22 protein-coding genes, 1 other RNA gene and 1 other annotated feature are annotated in these 24,300 nt (G+C 39.1%); of the genes, 22 read left to right on the top strand and 1 reads right to left on the bottom strand.

Features of this window, described 5'->3' with window-relative positions:
- Nucleotides 1-8: 8 nt before the first annotated feature.
- From aspS to pstA, 6 genes are all read left to right on the top strand, one after another.
- Complete coding sequence (aspS, locus tag AC3WJG_RS07155; RefSeq protein ID WP_028410587.1) at nt 9-1,787, top strand: aspartate--tRNA ligase; 1,779 nt, start codon at nt 9-11, stop codon at nt 1,785-1,787.
- A gap of 118 nt (nt 1,788-1,905) precedes the next feature.
- Nucleotides 1,906-2,087, top strand: a non-coding RNA gene (gene ssrS, locus AC3WJG_RS07150) — 6S RNA.
- A 162-nt stretch (nt 2,088-2,249) separates the two neighbouring features.
- On the top strand, nt 2,250-3,014 hold the full coding sequence (locus tag AC3WJG_RS07145) for a tRNA threonylcarbamoyladenosine dehydratase (RefSeq protein ID WP_028410588.1): 765 nt from the start codon (nt 2,250-2,252) through the stop codon (nt 3,012-3,014).
- A gap of 422 nt (nt 3,015-3,436) precedes the next feature.
- The gene (locus AC3WJG_RS07140; RefSeq protein WP_028410589.1) at nt 3,437-4,321 is read left to right on the top strand and encodes a phosphate ABC transporter substrate-binding protein PstS family protein; all 885 of its coding nucleotides are present in this window, start codon (nt 3,437-3,439) and stop codon (nt 4,319-4,321) included.
- Nucleotides 4,322-4,445: 124 nt separating this feature from the next.
- Nucleotides 4,446-5,333, top strand: coding sequence for a phosphate ABC transporter permease subunit PstC (gene pstC / locus AC3WJG_RS07135; RefSeq protein WP_013059300.1), 888 nt, complete (start codon nt 4,446-4,448; stop codon nt 5,331-5,333).
- Nucleotides 5,330-6,259 (top strand): phosphate ABC transporter permease PstA, encoded by a 930-nt coding sequence (gene pstA / locus AC3WJG_RS07130; protein ID WP_028410590.1) that lies wholly within the window; start codon nt 5,330-5,332, stop codon nt 6,257-6,259. The genes pstC and pstA overlap by 4 nt, the downstream gene beginning before the upstream one ends.
- Nucleotides 6,260-6,305: 46 nt before the next feature.
- On the opposite strand, the gene AC3WJG_RS07125 is transcribed toward pstA, so the two are convergent.
- Nucleotides 6,306-7,583: a replication-associated recombination protein A gene (locus AC3WJG_RS07125; protein ID WP_028410591.1), complete on the bottom strand. Its 1,278-nt coding sequence runs from the start codon at nt 7,581-7,583 to the stop codon at nt 6,306-6,308.
- Between the two features lie 226 nt (nt 7,584-7,809).
- Here AC3WJG_RS07125 and cymR point away from each other — a divergent pair, with 226 nt between their 5' ends.
- The 16 genes from cymR to AC3WJG_RS07045 all read left to right on the top strand — a co-directional run bounded on the left by cymR (nt 7,810) and on the right by AC3WJG_RS07045 (nt 24,293).
- Nucleotides 7,810-8,226 carry a cysteine metabolism transcriptional regulator CymR gene (cymR, locus tag AC3WJG_RS07120; protein ID WP_013059297.1) on the top strand — a complete coding sequence of 139 codons (417 nt, stop codon included), beginning with the start codon at nt 7,810-7,812 and terminating at the stop codon, nt 8,224-8,226.
- A gap of 23 nt (nt 8,227-8,249) precedes the next feature.
- Nucleotides 8,250-9,392 (top strand): cysteine desulfurase family protein, encoded by a 1,143-nt coding sequence (locus AC3WJG_RS07115; protein ID WP_028411684.1) that lies wholly within the window; start codon nt 8,250-8,252, stop codon nt 9,390-9,392.
- Between the two features lie 106 nt (nt 9,393-9,498).
- Nucleotides 9,499-10,611 carry a tRNA 2-thiouridine(34) synthase MnmA gene (gene mnmA / locus AC3WJG_RS07110; RefSeq protein WP_028410593.1) on the top strand — a complete coding sequence of 371 codons (1,113 nt, stop codon included), beginning with the start codon at nt 9,499-9,501 and terminating at the stop codon, nt 10,609-10,611.
- A gap of 157 nt (nt 10,612-10,768) precedes the next feature.
- Nucleotides 10,769-11,428, top strand: coding sequence for a tetratricopeptide repeat protein (locus tag AC3WJG_RS07105; RefSeq protein ID WP_013085089.1), 660 nt, complete (start codon nt 10,769-10,771; stop codon nt 11,426-11,428).
- 24 nt (nt 11,429-11,452) lie between these two features.
- On the top strand, nt 11,453-13,810 hold the full coding sequence (recD2, locus tag AC3WJG_RS07100) for an SF1B family DNA helicase RecD2 (protein WP_492588075.1): 2,358 nt from the start codon (nt 11,453-11,455) through the stop codon (nt 13,808-13,810).
- Between the two features lie 141 nt (nt 13,811-13,951).
- Nucleotides 13,952-14,143 carry a YrzR-like zinc ribbon domain gene (locus AC3WJG_RS07095; RefSeq protein ID WP_013059292.1) on the top strand — a complete coding sequence of 64 codons (192 nt, stop codon included), beginning with the start codon at nt 13,952-13,954 and terminating at the stop codon, nt 14,141-14,143.
- Nucleotides 14,144-14,168: 25 nt separating this feature from the next.
- Nucleotides 14,169-14,303, top strand: a complete 135-nt coding sequence (locus tag AC3WJG_RS07090; protein ID WP_013059291.1) for a YrzQ family protein — start codon at nt 14,169-14,171, stop codon at nt 14,301-14,303.
- Nucleotides 14,304-14,417: 114 nt separating this feature from the next.
- Nucleotides 14,418-15,479 (top strand): AI-2E family transporter, encoded by a 1,062-nt coding sequence (locus AC3WJG_RS07085; protein WP_013059290.1) that lies wholly within the window; start codon nt 14,418-14,420, stop codon nt 15,477-15,479.
- A gap of 51 nt (nt 15,480-15,530) precedes the next feature.
- Nucleotides 15,531-15,742: a binding site (T-box leader), on the top strand.
- A 125-nt stretch (nt 15,743-15,867) separates the two neighbouring features.
- Entirely contained in the window at nt 15,868-18,501 is a 2,634-nt protein-coding gene (gene alaS, locus AC3WJG_RS07080; protein WP_028410594.1) for an alanine--tRNA ligase, read from the top strand.
- Nucleotides 18,502-18,585: 84 nt separating this feature from the next.
- Entirely contained in the window at nt 18,586-18,855 is a 270-nt protein-coding gene (locus AC3WJG_RS07075) for an IreB family regulatory phosphoprotein (RefSeq protein ID WP_013059287.1), read from the top strand.
- The gene (gene ruvX / locus AC3WJG_RS07070) at nt 18,856-19,272 is read left to right on the top strand and encodes a Holliday junction resolvase RuvX (protein WP_013059286.1); all 417 of its coding nucleotides are present in this window, start codon (nt 18,856-18,858) and stop codon (nt 19,270-19,272) included. It abuts the gene before it with no gap.
- A 154-nt stretch (nt 19,273-19,426) separates the two neighbouring features.
- Entirely contained in the window at nt 19,427-19,711 is a 285-nt protein-coding gene (locus tag AC3WJG_RS07065; RefSeq protein ID WP_013059285.1) for a DUF1292 domain-containing protein, read from the top strand.
- Between the two features lie 412 nt (nt 19,712-20,123).
- Entirely contained in the window at nt 20,124-21,227 is a 1,104-nt protein-coding gene (mltG, locus tag AC3WJG_RS07060) for an endolytic transglycosylase MltG (protein ID WP_028410595.1), read from the top strand.
- A 181-nt stretch (nt 21,228-21,408) separates the two neighbouring features.
- On the top strand, nt 21,409-22,065 hold the full coding sequence (locus AC3WJG_RS07055) for an O-methyltransferase (RefSeq protein WP_013059283.1): 657 nt from the start codon (nt 21,409-21,411) through the stop codon (nt 22,063-22,065).
- Complete coding sequence (locus AC3WJG_RS07050; protein WP_028410597.1) at nt 22,062-22,991, top strand: peptidase U32 family protein; 930 nt, start codon at nt 22,062-22,064, stop codon at nt 22,989-22,991. The genes AC3WJG_RS07055 and AC3WJG_RS07050 overlap by 4 nt, the downstream gene beginning before the upstream one ends.
- Before the next feature lie 39 nt (nt 22,992-23,030).
- Nucleotides 23,031-24,293, top strand: a complete 1,263-nt coding sequence (locus AC3WJG_RS07045; RefSeq protein ID WP_337133911.1) for a peptidase U32 family protein — start codon at nt 23,031-23,033, stop codon at nt 24,291-24,293.
- Nucleotides 24,294-24,300 lie beyond the last annotated feature (7 nt).

Genomic DNA, 24,300 nt, shown 5'->3' with positions numbered 1-24,300 from the left:
GAACCATGATGACAAAACGTTCATACTACTGTGGTGATGTAACAGAACAAGCAACTGGCGAAACAGTTCTATTAAAAGGATGGGTTCAAAAACGCCGTGATTTAGGGGGATTAATCTTTATTGATTTACGCGACCGCGGCGGAGTTGTACAGGTTGTATTTAATCCTGAAAAATCTGCTGAAGCGCTAAAAATTGCTGAAGATGTACGTAATGAATTCGTACTGGAAGTGCAAGGAACTGTTGTAGCTCGTGAAGAGGGAACCGTTAACCCGAACTTAAAAACAGGTAAAATTGAAGTTCACGCTGAGCAGATTACGGTATTAAACAAAGCCAAAACACCTCCTTTTGCTATTGCGGATCAAACGGAAGTATCAGAAGATGTTCGATTAAAATATCGTTATTTAGATCTTCGACGTTCTGAGATGTTTAACACGCTTAAAATGCGCAATGACATTACAAAAACAATTCGTGACTTCTTAGATCAAAATGACTTTTTAGATGTTGAAACACCTATTTTAACGAAAAGTACGCCAGAAGGCGCACGTGATTATCTTGTACCAAGCCGCGTGCACGAAGGGGAGTTTTATGCTCTTCCTCAATCACCGCAAATCTTCAAGCAGCTGCTAATGGTAAGCGGAGTTGAGCGTTATTATCAAATCGCTCGCTGCTTCCGTGATGAAGACTTGCGTGCAGATCGTCAGCCTGAATTTACTCAAATCGATATTGAAACATCATTTTTATCTCAAGAGGACATCATGACAATGACGGAAGAAATGATGTCTAAAGTAATGAAGCGCGTAAAAGATTTAGATATAACGACGCCTTTCCCGCGCATGTCATATGATGAAGCGATGAGTCGCTACGGTTCAGATAAGCCGGATACACGTTTTGAAATGGAGCTAGTCAACTTATCAGAGCTTGTGAAAGACTGCGGATTCAAAGTATTTAGCGCAGCAGTTGAAAACGGCGGAGAAGTAAAAGCCATTAACGTAAAAGGTGCCGCTTCTAGCTATTCACGTAAAGATATCGATGCTCTAACAGAGTTCGTGAAAATTTACGGTGCTAAAGGGTTAGCATGGCTGAAAGTTGAAGCTGACGGCTTAAAAGGACCGATTGCAAAATTCTTCAATGAAGATGAGCAAAAGCAATTTGCGGAAGCTCTTCAAACGGAAGAAGGAGATTTACTTTTATTTGTAGCTGATAAAAAGTCAGTTGTAGCAGATGCACTTGGCGCTCTTCGCCTAAAGCTTGCAAAAGAACAAGGAATTATTGATGAAACGAAATTTAACTTCCTATGGGTAACAGATTGGCCTCTTCTTGAGCATGACGAAGAAGACAACCGTTACTACGCGGCTCATCATCCATTCACAATGCCAGTTCGTGAAGATTTACCAATGTTAGAAAGCGATCCTGGACAAGTCCGTGCACAAGCATATGACTTAGTATTGAATGGCTACGAACTTGGCGGAGGATCTTTACGTATTTACGAGCGTGATATTCAAGAAAAAATGTTTAAAACGCTTGGATTTACATTAGAAGAAGCATATGAGCAGTTTGGTTTCTTACTTGAAGCATTTGAATACGGTACTCCTCCTCACGGCGGAATTGCGTTAGGTCTTGACCGTTTAGTTATGCTTCTAGCAGGACGCACAAACTTGCGTGATACAATTGCCTTCCCTAAAACAGCAAGTGCAAGCTGTCTATTAACAAATGCACCTGGTGAAGTAAGTGAAGCGCAATTAGACGAGCTGCATTTGCAGGTAAAAAAGCAAAAAACAGAAGCGTAATCGATTGAACCGTCTGTTAAATCGAGCCTGTCACGTTCCAGTGACAGGCTCGATTTTTTTGTTTTACTTATTAATTGCAAAGTGATTTTTTCTGTGATAAGATACTTTCAAGAACTAAATAGTCCTGATGTGTTCGTCCTTAATCCAGTTTTGACCGAACAATTTTTTGCTTGGGAGCTCGGAGTTTTTAACGAGCGTACATGCCTCATCTCGAGGACTTACAATGGTTAAAGCAGAGCACCCACCTGCCGAGAGCGGGTTCAAAACGAAGGCACTCGAGACGGCACGATCGGGACTAGCATACATATAAAAAATCCTCTATGTAATTATTTGCATAGAGTTTTTTTATGGATAAATAACGAATGCTCATGTTCGTTTTGCTAAAAATATGGTATAGTCAATTTCGTTGTTTATTTGAATTATTCATACACGTTAGTGTATTTAATAGAGGAGTGTTTTAACATGTTGCATCAGTTTTCGCGTAATGAACTGGCGATAGGAAAAGAAGGGCTAGCTACTTTAAAAGGCAGCACAGTTGCTATTTTAGGGATAGGAGGAGTAGGGTCGTTTTCTGCTGAGGCTTTGGCTAGGTCAGGAGTAGGGCGTTTAATTCTTGTAGATAAAGACGATGTTGATATTACAAACGTAAATCGTCAAATTCACGCGCTGCTTTCTACGGTAGGTCAGCCCAAGACAGAATTAATGAAACAGCGTATTTTAGATATTAACCCAGACTGTGACGTCGTTTCTCTTCAAATGTTTTATACGGAAGAAACGTATGAAGAGTTCTTTAGTTACGAACCGGACTTCGTAGTGGATGCATCCGATACGATTTCGTATAAAATTCATTTAATGAAAGAATGTTTAAAACGTGATATTCCGATTATTTCAAGTATGGGTGCTGCGAATAAAATGGATCCAACACGTTTCAAAATTGCAGACATTTCAAAGACACATACAGATCCGATTGCAAAAGTGGTTCGTACTCGTCTGCGTAAAGAAGGAATTCGCAAAGGAATTAACGTCGTTTTTTCTGATGAACGTCCAATCGTTATTCGCGAAGAAGTTCGCAAAGAAGTAGGAAACGATCAAGCGCAAATTCGCAAAGCGAAAATGCCCCCATCTTCTAATGCTTTTGTTCCATCTGTAGCAGGATTAATTATGGGCGGTCATGTTATCAATGAATTATTAACTGATATTAAGATTCGCCGCGTAGGTGATCAATAAAAAGAAGGCTATCGCAGCCTTCTTTTTTTTATGGAAATATCTGTTCTATTTATGCTTTGGATGGAATCTTCTGTTTGATATGTATAAAAAGTACTAATAAATTGAAAAATATGGCTTGATGGTGAATTTACACTGTATTAAAAAAAGAGATTTATGTAAATTTATTTAACGCTTTATTTACATAAAATTTACGTTTTGGCTTTCTTTCTTTTGTATCTTCTACAGTAATATCCAGAAAGTCTTATATATCAAGGGTTTTAATAGAAATAAGAAAAAATAAACCCCAAATAAGTAAGTTTACAGTAACTTAAAATTCACTTCATATAAAGACAACAATCTACTCGTATAATGTGTCTTGTACCTGTTGTTCGAGTACAAAGGACTAGTACTAATTACACATATATTTATTGGAGGGTAATGTAATGAAAACAAAGGGTTTTAAAGTAACATTAGCAGCTTTTTTAATGGTAGGAGCACTAGCAGCATGTGGTAAAGACGGAGCAAGCAACGACAGTGGTTCGGGCAGCAAAGAAGAAGTGTCAGGTACGTTAACAGCAGCGGGATCTACAGCTTTACAACCACTTGCAGAAGAAGCAGCGAATGGAATTACTGAAAAATATCCAAACCTTTCAGTAACGGTACAAGGTGGAGGTAGTGGAACTGGTGTTAACCAAGTAGCATCAGGAGCAGTTGACATCGGAAACTCTGACGTTCCAGCAGCCGATAAAATCGAAGATAAATCAAAAGCAGATAAACTTGTCGATACGAAAGTAGCGGGCATTGGGTTCGCACTTGTTGTAAATAAAGATGTAAAAGTAGAATCGTTAACACAAGAGCAAATTCAAAAGATTTTCTCTGGTGAAATTAAAAACTGGAAAGAAGTTGGCGGAAACGACGAAAAAATTAACGTAATCAACCGTCCAGCATCATCTGGTACACGTGCTACATTCGAGAAAACATTAATGGGTGACGCAAAAGTAAATGACAGCGTTGGTACAGCTCAAGATTCAAACGGAGCGGTTGAGCAATCAGTAAACTCAACGCCAGGAGCAGTAAGTTACCTTGCTATGTCGTATTTAATTGGCGATAAAAAAGAAAGTCTAAAAATGCTTAATATTGATGGTGTGGAGCCAACAACAGAAAACATTGTTTCTAAAAAATATCCGTTTTGGTCTTATGAGTACATGATTACAAACGGTGAGCCAAAAGATGGTGCAAAAGAGTACATTGACTATGTAGCTGGTAAAGACTTTGCTAAGCAAGTAGAAGATATGGGATATATCCCAATGACTGAGTTCAAAAAATAAGAGTGTTTTTAAAAAGAATAGGGCTGACTAACACAGTCAGTCTTATTCTATTTGAATGTTAATAAAGTATATAGCGAATAAAAAGAAAAGCGAATATATACTGAATATGTAAGGAGACAGAGCGATGAAGGGGAAAAAATCCATTAATTATGTAAAAAGCGAATACATTGGCCGTACGCTTTCTACATTTTGCGGTATTTTAATTGTACTTGTTACGTTAGCTATTATCGTATTTATTTGTGAAAAAGGCATACAGTCATTTTTACAAAGTAATATATCAATCGGTGAAATGTTGACTTCAACAAAATGGAGCCCAAACAATAAAGAATACGGGGCACTTGTGTTTATCCTGGGTTCCATGCTTGTATCGATCGGAGCCGTTATTATAAGTGCTCCAATTGGAATTGCTATCGCCATTTTTAACAACTATATTTCGCCTAAATTTGGGTCAACGGTTTTACGACCGGTTTTAGAACTTTTAGTCGGAGTTCCTTCAGTGGTATACGGCCTTTTAGGGGTTACCATTTTAGTACCGCTTCTTCGCGATAACTTCGGCGGAGTGGGCTTTAGTTTGATTGCCGGAATTATTGTCTTAAGCGTCATGATTCTTCCGACAATTGCAAGTATTGCTGACGATGCAATTCGAAGCGTAGCACCTGAATATTTAGAAGCTTCTTATGGACTAGGTTCAACAAGATGGCAGGCAATTAGCCGAGTCATTATTCCATCTGCTAAAACAGGTATTTTAACAGGTATCGTGTTAGGGCTTGCCCGCGCATTCGGAGAAGCGCTAGCTGTTCAAATGGTTATCGGAAATACGGTTAAGCTTCCTGAAAGCTTATATAGCCCAACGGCAACATTAACAGGTATTTTAACAATGGATATGTCTAATACGCTAAACGGAACGGCATGGAATAACGCATTATGGACGTTAGCCATGATTTTACTGCTTATTTCTTTCGTGTTCATTTTAATTATCCGAGCAATTGGGAAACGAGGTGCTCATCAATGAGAAACAAAAATGCACGCACAGTAAATAATATATGGACAGGTATTTTTTATGGCATTGCCGCTCTAGTTGTGTTGCTATTAGTGTATTTAGTTGTTGAAATTATCGCTAAAGGCTGGGGATTTTGGGATCCGAACTTTTTATTTGGAAAGCCAAGCAATACGATGGCAGGAGGCGGTATCGGACCACAGCTGTTTAACTCGTTCTACATGCTTGTTTTAACGCTGATCATTTCTATTCCTCTTGGTTTAGGAGCCGGAATTTACTTAGCGGAGTACGCGAAGCAAGGTCGTTTTTTAAATTTCGTCCGCTTATGTATTGAAACAATGGCGTCATTACCGTCCATTGTAGTTGGTTTATTTGGATTATTAATTTTCGTCACATTTTCCGGCTGGGGCTATACGCTTATCGGCGGAGCACTTGTGATTACAATTTTGAATTTACCGGGTTTAACGCGCGTATGTGAAAGTGCGATTGCATCTGTTCCTGCGAGTGTAAAAGAAGCAAGTTTAGGTTTAGGTGCAACTAAATGGCAGACAATTGTCAAAGTCGTCATTCCATCAGCGATTCAACAAATTATCACAGGCGTTATTTTAACAGCGGGACGAATCTTTGGAGAGGCAGCTGCGTTGATTTATACGGCTGGCTTAACGACGCCGATGTTAAATTCAAATGCCGACTTAACAAGTCCTGTAAACCCGTTTAATATTTTTCGACCAGCAGAGACGCTTGCCGTTCACATTTGGAAATTAAACTCTGAAGGAATCGTACCTGATGCAAGATTGATTGCAACAAAGTCAGCTGCTATTCTAATCATTATGGTTCTGTTGTTTAACATAGTCGCTCGTTTAGTCGCTAAACTTTTAGACAGCTACTTTAAAGGTTCAACAAAAACGAAAAAACGAAAAGACGTTAAAAGTGCAGCTTAATAGATAAAGACAAAAAAGAAAATGGCTTTGAAACTGAGCAACAGTTTCAGCCATTTTCTTTTTTTAATGTCTCTAAACGATTGAAAACTTTTGAAAAGTATTTTTCTTGTCCATTTTGTTTAGGATGAAAATATTGTTTGTTTTTGATGCGATCCGGTAAATACTGTTGAAGGACCCATCCGTTATCAAAATCATGCGGGTATTGATATTCAACGCCTCGGCCAAGGTTCTCTGCTCCTTTGTAATGAGCATCCTTCAAATGAGGGGGGACGTCGCCGGACAGCCCTTTTTTAATATCGCTTATCGCTTCATCTAATGCTTTGTAAGCAGCATTGGATTTCGGTGATAGGCAAAGCTCAATAACGGCGTTTGCAAGCGGGATACGTGCTTCTGGGAGTCCTAATCGCTCAGTTGCTTGAATGGCTGCGAGAGTTCTCATGCCGGCATCCGGATCAGCTAGTCCAATGTCTTCATAGGCAATGACTAAAAGGCGACGATTGATGCTGATCAAGTCTCCTGCTTCAATTAGCCGTCCCAAATAATGAAGAGCGGCATTTACGTCGCTGCCGCGAATCGATTTTTGAAAAGCCGATAATACATCATAGTGAGCGTCACCATTTTTATCATGTGAAAAATATTTTTGCTGCAGACATTCTTCTGCCGTTTGTAAGGTAATAACGATTTTACCATCGCTTTCGCCTGTTGATAAAACAGCCAGTTCCAGAGCATTCAAAGCCGAGCGCACGTCACCGTTACAGCTGTTGGCAAAGTGGTTCATGGCGTCATCTTCTATGATAATTTTTCTATCCCCAAATCCGTTGGATGAGTCGTTGAGTGCCCTTGTTAGCGCCATTTTGATATCATCTGGCGTAAGAGATTTTAATTCGAAGATTTGGCATCTGCTTCGAATAGCAGGATTAATTGCGTGATAAGGGTTACTTGTTGTCGCTCCGATTAGAATGATCATGCCATTTTCTAAATAAGGAAGCAAAAAGTCTTGCTTGGCTTTGTCAAGGCGATGAACTTCATCTAACAGGAGAATTACTTTGCCTGACATTTTGGCTTCTTCGGCGACAATTTCCATATCTTTTTTATTGTTTACAACGGCATTCAGCTGACGAAACGCCGTGTTGGTTGTTTTTGCAATAGCTGTGGCAATTGTTGTTTTTCCAACGCCTGGAGGTCCATATAAAATCATCGAGCTTAAGTGATTTGCTTTTACCATTCGATAAATCATTTTATCTTTGCCAACTAAATGCTGCTGTCCGATAACATCATCTAAATGAGTCGGACGCATTCGAAATGCGAGAGGTTTTGTAGCCATATTTTTCTCCTTTCTTTTCTTTCACTGTATCATAAGAGGTGAATAGGTGGTGGGAATTTATCTTATAGGCATAGTATGTTATAATATCAACAGTCACATTTGCAAGAAATGCGTATAGAGAAGTTCATATAGCTTAGTAAAAAACGACTCATCACAGTATTCAGTGACAACGTGAGGGTCTTATTTTTTTCATAAATAAAAAAAGTGTATTGAAGGAGTGTATCGTATGAAAATTTCAACAAAAGGACGCTACGGTTTAACGATTATGATTGAGCTTGCGAAGCGCTTTGGCGAAGGTCCTATCTCGCTTAAAACTATTGCTCAAACGCATGACTTATCTGAACATTATTTAGAGCAGCTTATTTCACCGCTGCGTAACGCTGGGCTTGTAAAAAGCGTGCGCGGAGCTTATGGAGGTTACATCTTAGCACATGAACCTGCTAACATTACTTCTGGAGATATTATTTCTGTTTTAGAAGGTCCTATTAGTCCTGTAGAAGGAATTGAAGATGAAGAGCCTGCAAAACGCGAGCTGTGGATTCGTATTCGAGATGCGGTTAAAGAAGTGCTAGATAGTACAACGCTTGAAGATTTAGCAAATCATTCTGATGATGATCAAGCGTCTTATATGTTTTATATTTAATAATGAGCTAGGAGGCGTTTATTTTGGAACGTATTTATGTTGATCATGCAGCAACGTCTCCAATACATCCAGCAGTCGTTGAGAAAATGACGACTTTTATGCATGAGTACTTTGGAAATCCGTCTAGTATTCATCACTACGGGCGGGAAAGTCGACGCTATTTAGACGAAGCTCGCCAAACGATTGCAGCAAGTATTGGAGCACACGAAAATGAACTGATTTTTACAAGTGGTGGGACAGAAGCAGATAATATGGCACTGATCGGAGTAGCTCTTGCAAACCGCCATAAAGGAAATCATATTATTACCACGCAAATTGAACACCACGCTGTGCTTCATACGTGTGAATATTTAGAAACACAGGGCTTTGAAGTGACTTACTTGCCAGTTAATGAGTACGGACAAGTATCTGTGGATGAAATAAAATCAGCCCTGACCGATCAAACAATTCTTGTGTCGGTGATGTTTGGAAATAATGAAGTAGGTGCTATTCAGCCAATTGGAGAAATTGGAGTTCTATTAAAAGAGCATGGAGCATATTTCCATACGGATGCAGTGCAAGCTTATGGATTAATTCCGTTAAATGTGCAACAATTAGGTGTCGATCTTTTATCCGTTTCGGCTCATAAAATTAACGGACCAAAAGGGATGGGCTTTTTATATGCAGCTGCTCACGTTTCACTGTCTCCTTTGCTATTTGGAGGAGAACAAGAGCGCAAACGACGAGCTGGAACTGAGAACATGACAAGTATTGTCGGGTTTGAAGAAGCTGTGAAAATTTCGCAACAAACGCTGCAAACACGTGCAGATGAATATAGAAGATACAAAGAAATAATGGTAGCTGTGTTGAAAGAAGAAGGTATTTCGTTTGAAATTAACGGACATCTTGAAAATGCTCTGCCACATGTGTTAAATTTATCATTTCCAAAAACAAATGTTGAATCGATGCTCGTAAATTTAGACTTAGCAGGAATTGCGGCATCGAGCGGTTCAGCTTGCACAGCGGGAGCAATCGATCCTTCTCATGTGCTTGTAGCTATGTTTGGAAAAGGGTCTGAACGTTTAACAACTTCTATTCGATTTAGCTTTGGCTTAGGAAACTCAGCTGAGCAAATTGAAAAAACCGCACGTCAAACAGCAAACATCGTTAAGCGACTAACGATGTAAATAGCAGCCATCAGTAGGGTCTTCATCCCTCACTGATGGTTTGTGTCGTTTCTTTCGCTTTTTAGCGAACAATTTAATTAAAATGAAGAAAACGGAGGTGGCGAAGTTGACAAAATCACCTAAAGATACACGTGTAGTAGTCGGAATGAGCGGAGGCGTTGATTCATCTGTAGCAGCTCTTTTATTAAAACAACAAGGATACGATGTGATCGGAATCTTTATGAAAAACTGGGACGATACGGATGAAAACGGCGTTTGTACTGCGACTGAAGATTATAACGATGTTATTCGCGTATGTAATCAAATTGGTATTCCCTACTATGCAGTCAACTTTGAAAAACAATATTGGGATAAAGTATTTACCTACTTTTTAGATGAATATAAAGCAGGTCGTACACCGAATCCTGATGTAATGTGTAATAAAGAAATTAAATTCAAAGCCTTTTTAGAGCATGCAATGACGCTAGGAGCAGATTATCTAGCGACAGGACATTATGCACGCGTTGCGTACCGCGACGGGGAGTATAAAATGCTTCGAGGCGTAGATGGAAATAAAGATCAAACGTATTTCTTAAATCAATTAGGACAAGATCAGCTTTCTAAAGTAATGTTCCCGATTGGTGAAATTGAGAAATCAAAAGTGCGTGAAATTGCAAAAGAAGCAGGCCTTGCTACAGCAACGAAAAAAGACAGCACAGGTATTTGCTTTATTGGTGAACGCAACTTCAAAGAATTTTTAAGTCAGTATCTTCCTGCTCAGCCAGGTGTAATGCAAACGCTTGACGGCGAAGTGAAAGGCAAGCATGACGGTCTCATGTACTATACAATTGGCCAACGCCATGGTTTAGGTATTGGAGGCAGCGGTGAACCTTGGTTTGTAGTCGGAAAAGATTTAGAAAAAAATGTTTTGTACGTCGATCAAGGCTTTCACAATGAGTTGCTCTATTCTACATCTCTTACAGCAACCAATGTCAGCTGGGTAAGCGACCTTGACTGGTCGTCACCAATGACCTGTACAGCAAAATTCCGCTATCGTCAAACCGATTCAGCAGTAACTGTTGAAAAAGTCGATGATGATACAATTAAGGTTATTTTTGCTGAACCTGTTCGCGCAATTACGCCAGGTCAAGCAGTTGTGTTTTACAAAGACGATGAATGTCTTGGCGGAGCAACAATTGACAAAGTATTTCAAGAAGAAGAGCAAATCTGGTACGTATAATTCATATAAGCAAGAACGAAAAACCTCGGCCGTATATAGCTGAGGTTTTTCTATGATATACTTTACTTATTGGGTAAACTAATAACTTACATATTGTAGATTTTCATGATGTGAAAATCTTTTAAATCATAACTAAAACAGTGGAGTGAACGAAAAAATGACAGATAAAAATCAGCTAGGAATCCAGTATATGCAGGAAGGGAAATTTGAAGAGGCTGCTAAAACATTTTCAGAAGCAATTGAAGATAATCCAAAAGATCCAATTGTGTATGTGAATTTTGGCAATTTGTTAGCGGCTGTTAGTGAGATGGATCGTGCTTTGAAATTTTATGAACGTGCGATTGAATTAGATGAAGAAACGGCAACAGCGTATTACGGAGCAGGAAATATTTATTTTAATGCAGAGCAGCTTGAGCAGGCAAAGCACTACTTTGATTTAGCAATCAAAAAAGGCTTAGACTCATCCGATGCGTACTTTATGCTTGGTTTAACGCTGTTTCATATGGAAGAAATTCGTTTCGCGATGCCTTATCTTCAGCGGGCGGTAGAACTAAACGAACATGACGTAGAAGCAAAATTTCAGTACGGTCTTTGTTTAGCACAGCTCGAAATGGTAGATGAAGCAATTGCTGAATTTCTTAAGGTAGTCAATCAAGAGCCAGAACATGCCGATGCTTTTTATAATTTAGGCGTAGCTTATGCTATGAAAGATGACAAAGACAAGGCGATTGAGATGTTAGATGAAGCTTTAAACGTGCAGCCAGATCACGTAATGGCAGCAAATGCCAAACAAGTGCTGTCTACATTAGAACATTAAGAAAGCGGGTAAAGGAAGGATAACATGAACGAAGAACAAGTGAACCCTTCACAGCCAGAACGTCATTATATAAGCGGCACGTCGATTGTAACGGTCTTTCATAACGAAGAAAACTTATATAACGTTACGCGGATACGGATCAAAAAAACAAATTTAGAGATTGAAGATAAAGAAACGGTCGTTACAGGCTATTTTCCTAAGCTGAATGAAGATGAAGTATACACGTTTTACGGAGACTTCAAAGAGCATCCAAAGTTTGGTCTGCAGTTTCATGTTGAACAGTTTAAAAAAGAACTTCCGCAATCAAGGCAAGGGGTTGTTCAGTACCTGTCTAGCGATTTATTTCACGGTATCGGTAAAAAAACCGCTGAAAACATTGTGGACGCCCTAGGAGAACGCGCTATTTTTCGTATTTTGCAAAATGAGTCTGTGCTAAAAGAGGTTCCGAGGCTTTCAGCCGACAAGGCAGAAGCTTTAGTCACGCAGCTTCGTGAACATCAAGGGTTAGAAGAAGTAATGGTAAAGCTGACAGACCTCGGGTTTGGACCGCAGCTTTCGATGAAGATTTTCCAAGCGTATAAACAAGAAGCGCTTGAAATTGTTCAAAATAATCCTTATCAGCTCGTAGAAGATATTCAAGGTATTGGTTTTAGCAGGGCCGATGAACTTGGAAAGAGGCTTGGTATGGCAACCAATCATCCTGATCGTTTGCGCGCAGGTATTTTATACGTCATTGAGCAAGAATGCAATCAAATGGGGCATGTATACGTTACGGCAGACCAGCTGTATGGAAAAACAGCAGAGCTTCTTCGGAAAAGCAGGCATGAGAATCTGTCTGAAATGGATCTTACAAGAGAAGTGGACGCATTAAAAGCAGATAAAAAGCTTATCATCCAAGACGAAAAAATTTATTTTCCTCCCCTTTTCTATGCTGAAAAAGGGCTGGTTAAAGCTATTCAAAAAATTATGGCTCAAACGCAGTACGAAGAGCAGTTTCCGGAATCAGAATTCTTATTGGCTCTGGGTGAACTAGAAGAGCGGTTAGACGTCCAATATGCACCGTCTCAGCGCAAGGGTATACAAACCGCTTTAATGTCTCCAATGCTTCTCTTAACAGGTGGACCAGGTACAGGAAAAACAACGGTTATTAAAGGAATAGTCGAACTTTATGCAGAACTTCACGGATGTTCGTTAAATCCAGGGGACTATAAAAAAGATGAGGCTTTTCCTGTTTTACTTGTGGCACCTACGGGACGAGCTGCTAAACGAATGAGCGAAGCGACGGGACTTCCGGCAGTCACGATTCACCGATTATTAAAATGGAACGGACAAGAAGGATTTGATCATAATGAGGAAAATCCAATTGACGGAAAATTACTGATTGTAGATGAAGTATCAATGGTAGATTTGTGGCTCGCTCATCAGCTGTTTAAATCTCTTCCTGCTAATTTACAGGTTATTTTAGTTGGAGACGAAGACCAGCTTCCTTCAGTAGGTCCGGGACAGGTATTAAAAGATTTACTGAGTTCCGAAGTAGTTCCTACCGTCCGTCTGACAGATGTATACAGGCAAGCGGAAGGATCGTCAATTATTGATTTGGCTCATGAAATAAAAAAAGGAAAGCTTCCGGAAGACTTATCGAGGCAGCAAGGAGATCGTTCCTTTATTCGTTGTCAAGGACAGCACATTACGAACGTTGTGCAACAAGTTTGCGGGAATGCGTTAAAAAAAGGCTATAAGGCTAAAGATATTCAAGTTTTAGCTCCTATGTATAAAGGTCCTGCAGGGATTGATAAACTGAATGAAGTTCTTCAGGAATTATTTAACCCGGCTTCTGAGCAAAGAAGAGAGCTTAAGCACGGAGATATTACGTACCGAGTCGGAGATAAAGTGCTGCAACTTGTAAATCAGCCGGATAGCAACGTATTTAACGGAGATATGGGAGAAATCGTTTCGGTTTTCTTTGCCAAAGAAAATACGGAAAAACAGGATATGCTGGTTATTTCATATGAAGGAAATGAAGTAACTTACACAAAGCAAGACTTTAATCAAATAACTCATGCATACTGCTGTTCCATTCATAAATCACAGGGAAGTGAATTTCCCATTGTTGTGCTTCCAATTGTTAAAAGCTATTACCGGATGCTGCGACGCAATTTACTTTATACCGCCGTTACGCGAAGCAAACAGTTTTTAATTTTATGCGGAGAAGACGAAGCGTTTCAGCTTGGAGTTAGCCGAAATGAAGACAGCGTTCGCCAAACGAATTTACAGCCGCTGCTTCGAGAAAGCTTGGATAACGACATAGAAGATCCCGAAATTCCATTTATGAAAGATGCAAATATTGGGATGGAAAACGTTACGCCGTATGATTTCATGTAACCTTTCGCATGCTAACAAAGAGTTAAATAAACTCCTTTGTTGCCATCCTTCTTTGCTAATTGTCAGAAAATAAAGTATGGACATGGAAAGAAGTGGACATAATGCGTTTATATAAGTAGAACGTATAAAGAGGTGTCGACTTTGTTTAAATGTCCAAACTGTAAAAGTATTGACGTTGGCAAAATTGGTGTAAATCAGTATTACTGCTGGAATTGTTTTATTGAAATGACTATTTCAAAAGGACAAATTAATACTCACCAAGTAGAAGAAGATGGAACATTGAGCTCGCTTGATGATTTATTCTCAGACGACGAGCGCACAATCAATTTCTAATTCTTTTTTACCGGGAGGAAGAGCAATGGGCAGAATCATTCCGTCAGTAGTCGCTTTCGGTCTTGGAGCTTATGCATTTAAAATGGCAGATGATCGAGAGATGTTTACAAAAAGAAATATGAAAAAAATGCGTAAACGTATGATGAAAGCTATTCACTAATAAAAAAAGCACTATTGCACTGAGCTGCAATAGTGCTTTTTTGCAGGCAGAAGAGACAACTGCATGTATAAACTCCTTTCTTTATCAAAAAATAGAAGAGAGGAGGAGTTTACGTTGAAAGATAGTTCATTCAAATGGTTCTATAGATTCGGACTGCTGTTATTAGCGCTGCTGTGCATATTAGTCTTTTTTAAAGTCCAGTTTTTATGGCTTCCTGTTATTTACATGTTTTTAAAAGCACTGCTGCCTTTTTTTATTGCAGCATTCATTACATATTTACTTCATCCGCTTATTGAAAAAACGCATGATAAAGGCGTGCCTCGTCCTCTAGCTATTTTACTGATCTACATCATCTTTTTTGGAGGAATTGGGTTTGGAGCCTATAAGTCGTATCCTATTTTTGTGGAACAAGTAAAAGATTTAAACGAACAGCTGCCTCATTTTACGAATACATATAGACATTGGGTAGAATCGATTCATGATCGTACAACTTCACTTCCAAACGGTGTACATGAGAAAATTGAAGGCAGCATTGATGATGTAGAGGCTACGCTCAACGTGTGGCTTACAAAAGTGGCGGAAGGATTAAAGTCATTGATTACCTCTTTTTTGATTTTAATCATTATTCCATTTATTGTTTTTTATATGCTGAAGGATTTTTCCTCTATTAAGAAAGCAACAGCTTATGTCACGCCTAAAAAGTGGCACAAACCAGGCGAACGTTTTTTATCGGATGTGAATGAATCACTCGGCAATTACATTAGAGGGCAATTTTTTGTTTGTCTCATTATTGGTGTGATTGCCACAGCGGCACTGTGGTTCTTTCATGTGCCTTATGCACTTCTTTTAGGCTTCATTATTGGCGTAACGAATATCATCCCTTATTTTGGCCCGATTATTGGTGCGGTTCCAGCGGCTATTATTGCAGCCACAATCTCGATAAAGTTGGTTATTACCATTGTCATTATAATCTTTGTGCTGCAGTTTCTAGAGGGAAATGTGCTGTCTCCGCTTATCGTAGGAAAGAGCCTTCATATTCATCCTTTGTTTATCATGCTTGCGCTCCTTTTAGGAGGAGAATTTGGAGGAGTATTGGGTCTCATTTTGGCTGTGCCAATTTTAGCAGTCATTAAAATATCTATTTTGCATATCCGCTCTTATACGCTCAAACATTGACAAAGAGCGGTTAATTTGTCATAATATCGCCATAAGAAAACGCTACATATTTTAAACACAATGATGGATCGAGTACGTTGCACACTAGTTTTTAGAGAAGGGCTTCCTTGGCTGAAAGAAGCGCTAAACAAAGAGCAGCGGAACGCTAGTCCAGAGTGCAGGCTAAAACCTGCCGTGTCAGCAACGTTAACGCTATGAAGGTGATAAATGCTTTTGGCATTTATAATCAGGGTGGTACCGCGAGTTCAACTCTCGTCCCTGCTACAGGGATGAGAGTTTTTTTGTGTGCAAATAACTAGTAATTGCTTTTGTACACAGAGAAAATAGATGCTTTTATGTCATCATTTTTTTGTCTATAAATAAGAAGAGTATTAAAGGAGGACCAATCATGAAAAAACTGACGTCAGCACAAGTTCGTCAAATGTATTTAGATTTCTTTAAAGAAAAAGGCCATGATGTAGAACCAAGCGCATCTTTAGTTCCGCATGAAGATCCGTCTTTATTATGGATTAACAGTGGAGTAGCTACATTAAAAAAATATTTTGATGGTCGTGTTATTCCTCAAAATCCGCGTATTTGTAACGCACAAAAATCCATTCGTACAAACGATATCGAAAACGTAGGTAAAACGGCTCGCCATCATACGTTTTTTGAAATGCTTGGTAATTTCTCTATCGGTGATTATTTCAAAGAAGAAGCCATCCAATGGGCATGGGAATTTTTAACGAGCGATAAATGGATTGGATTCGACGCAGATAAGCTATCTGTAACAGTTCACCCCGAAGATGAAGAAGCATTTAAGATTTGGAATGAAAAAATGGGCGTGCCTAAAGAGCGCATCATTCGTTTAGAAGGTAATTTCTGGGATATTGGAGAAGGTCCGAGTGGTCCAAATACAGAGATCTTTTATGATCGCGGAGAAGCATATGGAAATGACCTAACTGATCCGGAATTATATCCAGGTGGAGAAAATGAGCGTTATTTAGAAATTTGGAACCTTGTATTTTCTCAATTTAATCACAATCCTGATGGCACGTACACGCCGCTTCCAAAGAAAAACATCGATACGGGAATGGGCTTAGAGCGTATGGTTTCTGTTATTCAAGACGTGCAAACAAACTTTGATACAGATTTGTTTATGCCAATTATTGAAGCAACAGAAAACATTTCAGGCGCTAAATATCGTACAAATGATGAGCAAGATACGGCATTTAAAGTTATTGCTGACCATATTCGTACGGTAACATTTGCTGTAGGTGATGGTGCGCTTCCTTCAAATGAAGGTCGTGGGTATGTGCTGCGCCGTTTGTTACGCCGAGCAGTTCGCTATGCTAAAAAGCTAAACATTAATCGTCCGTTCATGTACGAGCTAGTGCCGGTAGTAGGTGAAATCATGGTTGATTTCTATCCGGAAGTAAAGGAAAAAACGGATTTTATCCAGCGCGTAGTAAAAAATGAAGAAGAGCGTTTTCACGAAACGTTAAATGACGGACTAGCTATTTTGGGAACCGTTATTAAAAAAGAAAAAGCGCAAAACAGTGATATGGTACAAGGCGAAGATGTTTTCCGTTTATATGACACGTATGGATTCCCTGTTGAATTAACGGAAGAATATGCAGAAGATGAGAACATGAAAATTGATCATGCAGGTTTTGAACGCGAAATGGAAGCACAGCGTGAGCGTGCACGTGCTGCTCGTCAAGATTCTAGCTCTATGCAAGTTCAAGGCGGCGTACTTGGTGAAGTAACTGTTGCAAGTGAGTTTGTTGGTTATGATAAAAATGAAGTAGAAACAGTTGTTGAAGCAATTATTGTAGACGGTGAGCTTGTTGACCGCGCTGAAGCTGGAACAGAAGCGCAAGTCATCTTAAGCCACACGCCATTCTACGCAGAAAGCGGCGGTCAAATTGCGGACCAAGGTACGATTCAAAGTGCTTCAGGAACAGCGGAAGTAAAAGACGTTCAAAAAGCGCCAAACGGCCAAAATGTCCAAACGGTAGCTGTAACAAACGGTGAGCTTGTAAAAGGTGAAACATATACGGCGGGGCTTGATGAAGAAAACCGCAGTGCGATTGTGAAAAACCATACGGCAACACATTTATTGCATCAAGCATTAAAAGATACGTTAGGAACGCATGTTAATCAAGCGGGTTCTTTAGTAACAGCGGATCGCTTGCGCTTTGACTTCTCTCACTTTGGTCAAGTGACACAAGAAGAGCTTGAGAAAATTGAACAAATCGTTAATGAAAAGATTTGGGACAGCATCTCTGTACAAATTGAAAACAAAGCAATTGACGAAGCAAAAGCGATGGGTGCAATGGCGCTATTTGGTGAGAAATACGGAGATATCGTGCGCGTAGTACAAGTAGGCGACTACAGCTTAGAATTATGTGGTGGATGTCACGTGCCAAATACGTCTGTTATCGGTTTATTTAAAATTGTATCAGAATCGGGAATCGGTGCAGGTACTCGACGCATTGAAGCTGTAACTGGAAAAGCTGCCTATCAGTTAATGAACGATCAAGTAGGCTTACTAAAAGAAGCTGCGGCAAAAGTAAAATCCAATCCGCGTGATTTAGTAGGGCGCGTTGAAGGATTACTAGAAGAAATTCGTAATCTTCAGCGTGAAAATGATTCACTATCTACAAAGCTTGGCAATATTGAAGCTGGCAATCTCGTTGACCGCGTACAAAACATTAATGGTGTGAATGTCCTAGCAGCGAAAGTGAATGCAACGGATATGAATAACCTTCGTGCAATGGTTGACGATTTAAAACAAAAATTAGAATCCGCTGTGATCGTATTAGCTTCTCCACAAGGTGAAAAGGTAAATATTATTGCAGGTGTAACAAAAGATTTAATTGCTAAAGGCCATCACGCTGGCAAACTTGTTAAAGAAGTAGCGACGATTTGCGGCGGAGGCGGAGGCGGACGCCCTGACATGGCGCAAGCTGGAGGAAAAGACGCTAGCCAAATTGAAAAAGCACTTGGCACTGTAGAAGAATGGGTTAAATCCGTTTAATTCTCCTCTTTCTTGGTGTACAATATAAATAAGACTTAGCATAGTGCACAATGTGTTCACAAATTAAGAGAGTGAGGTGGGACCGTGAGTTCATTTGATAAAACCATGCAATTTAATTTTCAAGATGAGCCAGCTGAAACAAACGTACATGAAGTATTGTTTACGGTTTATGACGCACTGCAAGAAAAAGGCTACAACCCAATCAACCAAATCGTTGGGTATTTGTTATCAGGAGACCCTGCTTACATTCCTCGTCATAACGATGCGAGAAACACAATTCGCCAGTTAGAGCGAGACGAGCTCATTGAAGAACTTGTTAAATCTTATTTACAACAGCATCGAAAGGATTCATAAATGCGCGTATTAGGATTAGATGTAGGAACCAAAACAATTGGTGTGGCAGTTAGTGATGAAATGGGATGGACAGCGCAAGGAATTGAAACAATTAAAATTGCAGATGAGCAGATGGAGCAATCATATCCTCGTTTACAGCAGCTAATTGACGAATATTCCGTAGAGAAAATCGTAGTGGGTCTTCCTAAAAATATGAATGGTACGATTGGCCCTCGAGGCGAAGCGTGCATTGAGTTTGCTGACAACGTCAAAGAAAAACTTAACATTGAAACGATGATGTGGGACGAGCGCTTGTCGACGATGGCAGCAGAGCGAGTACTGCTGTCTGCCGATGTAAGCCGTAAGAAACGCAAAAAAGTAATCGATAAAATGGCAGCTGTTATGATTCTTCAAGGATACTTAGACAGCAAGCAGTAAGAAAAGCAGCAGGCTTTGCCTCAGCTGAAAAGTTATGAATTTCCCTTTTGCATATTCTTTTGTACGTAAAAGGGAAGTGAAATAACTGAACGGCTTGCTTTTCGCTGAAGAAAAAGTTAAGCTAAGAGCTTACAATATAAAATGAGGTGCAAACATGAGCGTAGAAGAAAATAAAATTACAATCGTCGATGAGAATGGAAATGAGCAGCTATGCGAAATTTTATTCACATTTGATTCTGATCAATATAACAAATCATATGTAATTTACTATCCAATCGGAGCAGACCAAGATGATGAAGAGGAAATTGAAATTCATGCATCTGCTTTCACACCAAGTGAAGATGGTCAAGACGGTGAGCTTCAACCGATTGAAACAGAAGAAGAATGGGACATGGTTGAGGAAATGGTTAATACATTCCTTGACGAAGAAGGCGAATAATTATAGTGAAAAAGCTGATGACAATCGTTATCAGCTTTTTTTTACATAGCGGCTGTTCTTTTTAGATATAAAAAGGTTTTTCCTTGCATTCTTAGGGCAGATTGTATGATAATGACGAAAAATAAGATAAATTGTAGTATAATAATTCCTGCGTGTGAGAGTGCATTTTAATAAAAGAATTCATTGTTTGAACGGATGAAACTAGACTTTGGGCAGACAATAACATAAATCATGGAAAAATTTTAGAAGAGGCGAGAGTTTAAGGAAGCGATACCATCTCACACCTATAGGCGATACGAATGAATCACAATCTCATGTCTCCTCTCTGTATATACTTATAAAAAATCAAGAAGAAAAGAGGTGAAACTGGTTGTATCTTCTTTTACAGAAGTAGATTTAACCAGGAAGCTGCTTGTCGCAACAAACATTTTTACCACCTAATCGTTCAAGAAAAAAACGAGTTATTTTTATTACAATTATCGTACTTCTTTTACTAGTTGGCGGTGCATTTTTCTATGCTCAATCCCGCTTAACGCCCGTGGATCGAAACAGCAATAAAAAAGTAAATGTGACCATTCCACAAGGTTCTTCCGTCCAATCGATTGGTACGGTATTGAAAAAAGAAGATTTAATTAAAAGCAAAAGTGCATTTCGCTATTACGTAAAATTAACCCATGTGTCTGGATTTCAAGCTGGAACGTATTTATTTTCTCCTTCCATGAGTTTAGGGGAAATGGTTGAAAAAATGGAAAAAGGCCAGGTTTCAAAACAACCTGATATTCGTGTCACCATTCCAGAAGGACGCCAGCTTGTGGAAATTGCTGATATCATTGCTAAAAATACAAAGTTTACAAAAGACGAAGTCATGAAAAAGCTAGACGATAAGGCATTCGTCAATAAAATGAAAGAAAAATATCCAGATTTAGTAACGGATGAAGTGATGCAAAAAGATATTAAACATCCGCTAGAAGGTTATTTATATCCCGTTACGTATGATTTTTATGATAAAAATGTGTCGTTAGATGAAATATTGGATAAAATGGTAGGGAAAACAAATAATGTATTAGGTCAGTACAGTGGGCAAATGGAGAAGAAAAAATTCAGTGCACATAAATTGTTAACAATGTCTTCTCTGATTGAAGAGGAAGCAACTGCAAAAGTCGACCGAGAAAAAATTGCCAGCGTCTTTTATAATCGCCTTGAAAAAAATATGCCTCTTCAAACGGATCCAACCGTCTTATATGCCTTAGGAGAGCATAAAGACCGCGTGTTCTATAAGCATTTAGAAGTGGACTCTCCTTACAATACGTATAAAGTAAAAGGGTTGCCTCCAGGACCAATTGCCAGCTCTGGTTTGATGTCAATCAAAGCTGCGTTACATCCAGCCAATACAGATTATTTATACTTCTTGGCCACACCTGAAGGAAAAGTTATTTTCACCAAAACCTTAGAAGAACATAACAAAGAAAAAGCCAAGCATATTACAGGTAAAGAAAAGCAAAATACCGAAAAATAAGTGGAAATTTAAAATTGGGGAATCGCGATACTTCGCATTCCCCATCTTTTATGTTAAAATATATCGGGTTTACGTAAAAACGAAAAAAACTTATAATAGACTAGTTGTCTTACTATTTTGCAGTAATAAAACGTTATGAAAACATAATGTAAAATGTACTTCTGAGAACGGAGGAAGTGTTTTGCTTTTACAAAACGTAGAGCAGTATGTGGAAAAGCTTATTCCTAAGCGCCAGGAGCTTATTGAAGAAATGGAAGCTTATGCAAAAGAACATCACGTTCCGATTATGGAATTGATTGGTGTTGAAACGCTATTGCAAATTCTTCGTCTTCATCAGCCAAAACATATATTAGAAATTGGAACAGCGATTGCATATTCGTCTATTCGAATGACCCATGCGCTTCCAGAGGCACGAGTGGTTACGGTAGAACGAAATGAAGAGCGTTACCAAAAAGCGCAAGAATTTATTGAACGGGCGGGAAAACAAGATAAAATTGTGTCGTTGTTTGGAGATGCACTAGAGCTTAGAGATGAGATTGAACGTCATGGTCCTTATGATGCAGTGTTTATTGATGCAGCTAAAGGTCAGTATCAGCGTTTTTTTGAACATTATGAGCCGATGCTATCTTCTAAAGGAATGATTATTTCGGATAACGTACTATTTAAAGGTCACGTAGCGACCGATTTGGCCGAAGTAGAAACACGTCGACGCCGCAGCTTAATTAAAAAAATTCAGGCATACAATACGTGGCTGATGAATCATCCCGATTATTATACAACTATTCTCCCTATTGGAGACGGAATCGCGATTAGTATTAAAAGAGGTGACCAAGAATGAAAAAACCAGAACTATTAGTGACACCAACTGCAGTTTCAGAAATCGAATCATTACTACAAGCTGGAGCAACAGCTATTATGGTTGGTGAACAGCGCTACGGTTTGCGTTTAGCAGGTGAATTCAAACGTGAAGATATCGTAGAAGCTGTAAATATTTCTCATCAGCATAATGCAAAAGTCTACGTAGCGATGAACGGATTATTTCACAATGATAAAATCGCCGAACTAAATGAATATATTTTATTCTTAAAAGAAGCAAGCGTGGATGCGATTGTTTTTGGAGATCCTGCTGTATTGATGGCAGTGCGTGAAACAGCTCCAGAAATGAAGATGCACTGGAGTACTGAGACAACGGGAACAAACTGGTATTCATGTAACTACTGGGGGCGTAAAGGAGCTAAGCGTGCAGTTCTTGCTCGTGAGCTAAGCATGGATAGCATCATTGATATCAAAGAAAAAGCCGAGGTAGAAATTGAAGTTCAGGTGCATGGCATGACGTGTATGTTCCAATCAAAACGTTCACTTCTTGGCAACTACTTTGAGTATCAAGGAAAAGTCATGGAAATTGAAAATCGTAAAGTAGAAAAAGATATGTTTTTACTTGATAATGAGCGAAACAATAAGTATCCAATTTTCGAAGATGAAAATGGAACGCACATTATGAGTCCAAATGATATGTGCATTATCGATGAGCTTTCCGAGATGATTGACGCTGAAGTAGATGTATTCAAAATTGACGGCGTGTTAAAGTCACCGCAATATATTTTAGAAGTAACAAAAAAATATCGTCAAGCGATTGATTTATGTGTAGATGACCGTGAAGAATACGAAAATGTTAAAGACGATTTGTTAGAAGAAATTGAAAGCTTGCAGCCAATTAACCGCCCGTTAGACACAGGGTTTTTCTTTAAAGAAACGGTATATTAAAAAGCTTGCAAAGAAAGATAAACAAAGGAGGTACAAACGATGGCTGTTCAAATCGATACTGTAGTAGAAGGTAAACGAGTTATTACTAAGAAGCCTGAGTTGTTAGCTCCAGCCGGTAACCTTGAAAAATTAAAAGTTGCCGTACACTATGGAGCAGATGCTGTGTTTATCGGAGGAAAAGAGTTTGGCCTTCGTTCAAATGCAGATAACTTTACATTTGAAGAAATGGCAGAAGGTGTTCAGTTTGCAAACAAATACGGCGCACGTATTTATGTTACAACAAACATTTTTGCTCATAATGAAAATATGGACGGACTTGAAGATTATTTAATGGGATTAGAGCGCGCTGGTGTTTCTGGAATCATCGTAGCTGATCCGTTAATTATCGAAACCTGTCGACGCGTTGCACCTAAGCTTGAAGTACATTTAAGTACGCAGCAATCACTTTCAAACTGGAAAGCCGTTCAGTTCTGGAAAGAAGAAGGATTAGAACGTGTTGTACTTGCTCGTGAAACGGGTGCTGAAGAAATGCGCGAAATGAAAGAAAAAGTGGATATTGAAATTGAAGCTTTTATTCACGGAGCGATGTGTATTGCTTATTCAGGCCGCTGTGTGCTAAGTAATCATATGACAGCGCGAGATTCAAATCGCGGAGGCTGCTGTCAATCATGCCGTTGGGACTATGGTTTATTTAAAGTAGAAGACGGTAAAACGGAAACGGCTTTATTTGATGAGCAAGACGATCCGTTTGCAATGAGTCCAAAAGACTTAAATTTAATTCAATCTATCCCTCAAATGATTGAGCTGGGTATTGATAGCTTAAAAATTGAAGGACGTATGAAGTCGATTCACTATATCGCAACAGTGGTGAGCGTATATCGCAAGGTGATTGACGCATACTGTGCAGATCCTGAGAATTTTGTGATTCAAAAAGAATGGCTTGATGAGCTAGATAAATGTGCAAACCGCGATACGGCTCCTGCCTTTTTTGAAGGAGTTCCTGGAGTGGATGAGCAAATGTTTGGCGTACACGGCAAGAAAACAAAATTTGATTTTGCTGGTTTAGTATTGAACTATGATGAAGAAACAAGCATCGTGACATTGCAACAGCGTAACTATTTTAAACCGGGAGAAGAAGTGGAATTTTTCGGTCCGGAAATTAAAAACTTCACGCAAAAAATAGATAAAATTTGGGACGAAGATGGCAATGAACTAGATGCTGCGCGTCATCCGCTGCAAATTGTGAAATTTAAAGTGGACCAACCTCTATTTTCATATAACATGATGCGAAAGGGGATTTAAATATAAA

It is taken from the genome of Priestia sp. FW507-14D1A (assembly GCF_058781295.1).
This window is presented reverse-complemented; position numbering and strand designations above follow the sequence as displayed.

Coding starts and splice junctions, on each gene's coding strand:
- aspS (WP_028410587.1), top strand. CDS start 9: ATGACAAAACGTTCATACTACTGTGGTGATGTAACAGAACAAGCAACT.
- AC3WJG_RS07145 (WP_028410588.1), top strand. CDS start 2,250: ATGTTGCATCAGTTTTCGCGTAATGAACTGGCGATAGGAAAAGAAGGG.
- AC3WJG_RS07140 (WP_028410589.1), top strand. CDS start 3,437: ATGAAAACAAAGGGTTTTAAAGTAACATTAGCAGCTTTTTTAATGGTA.
- pstC (WP_013059300.1), top strand. CDS start 4,446: ATGAAGGGGAAAAAATCCATTAATTATGTAAAAAGCGAATACATTGGC.
- pstA (WP_028410590.1), top strand. CDS start 5,330: ATGAGAAACAAAAATGCACGCACAGTAAATAATATATGGACAGGTATT.
- AC3WJG_RS07125 (WP_028410591.1), bottom strand. CDS start 7,583: ATGGCTACAAAACCTCTCGCATTTCGAATGCGTCCGACTCATTTAGAT.
- cymR (WP_013059297.1), top strand. CDS start 7,810: ATGAAAATTTCAACAAAAGGACGCTACGGTTTAACGATTATGATTGAG.
- AC3WJG_RS07105 (WP_013085089.1), top strand. CDS start 10,769: ATGACAGATAAAAATCAGCTAGGAATCCAGTATATGCAGGAAGGGAAA.
- recD2 (WP_492588075.1), top strand. CDS start 11,453: ATGAACGAAGAACAAGTGAACCCTTCACAGCCAGAACGTCATTATATA.
- AC3WJG_RS07090 (WP_013059291.1), top strand. CDS start 14,169: ATGGGCAGAATCATTCCGTCAGTAGTCGCTTTCGGTCTTGGAGCTTAT.
- alaS (WP_028410594.1), top strand. CDS start 15,868: ATGAAAAAACTGACGTCAGCACAAGTTCGTCAAATGTATTTAGATTTC.
- ruvX (WP_013059286.1), top strand. CDS start 18,856: ATGCGCGTATTAGGATTAGATGTAGGAACCAAAACAATTGGTGTGGCA.
- AC3WJG_RS07065 (WP_013059285.1), top strand. CDS start 19,427: ATGAGCGTAGAAGAAAATAAAATTACAATCGTCGATGAGAATGGAAAT.
- AC3WJG_RS07050 (WP_028410597.1), top strand. CDS start 22,062: ATGAAAAAACCAGAACTATTAGTGACACCAACTGCAGTTTCAGAAATC.
- AC3WJG_RS07045 (WP_337133911.1), top strand. CDS start 23,031: ATGGCTGTTCAAATCGATACTGTAGTAGAAGGTAAACGAGTTATTACT.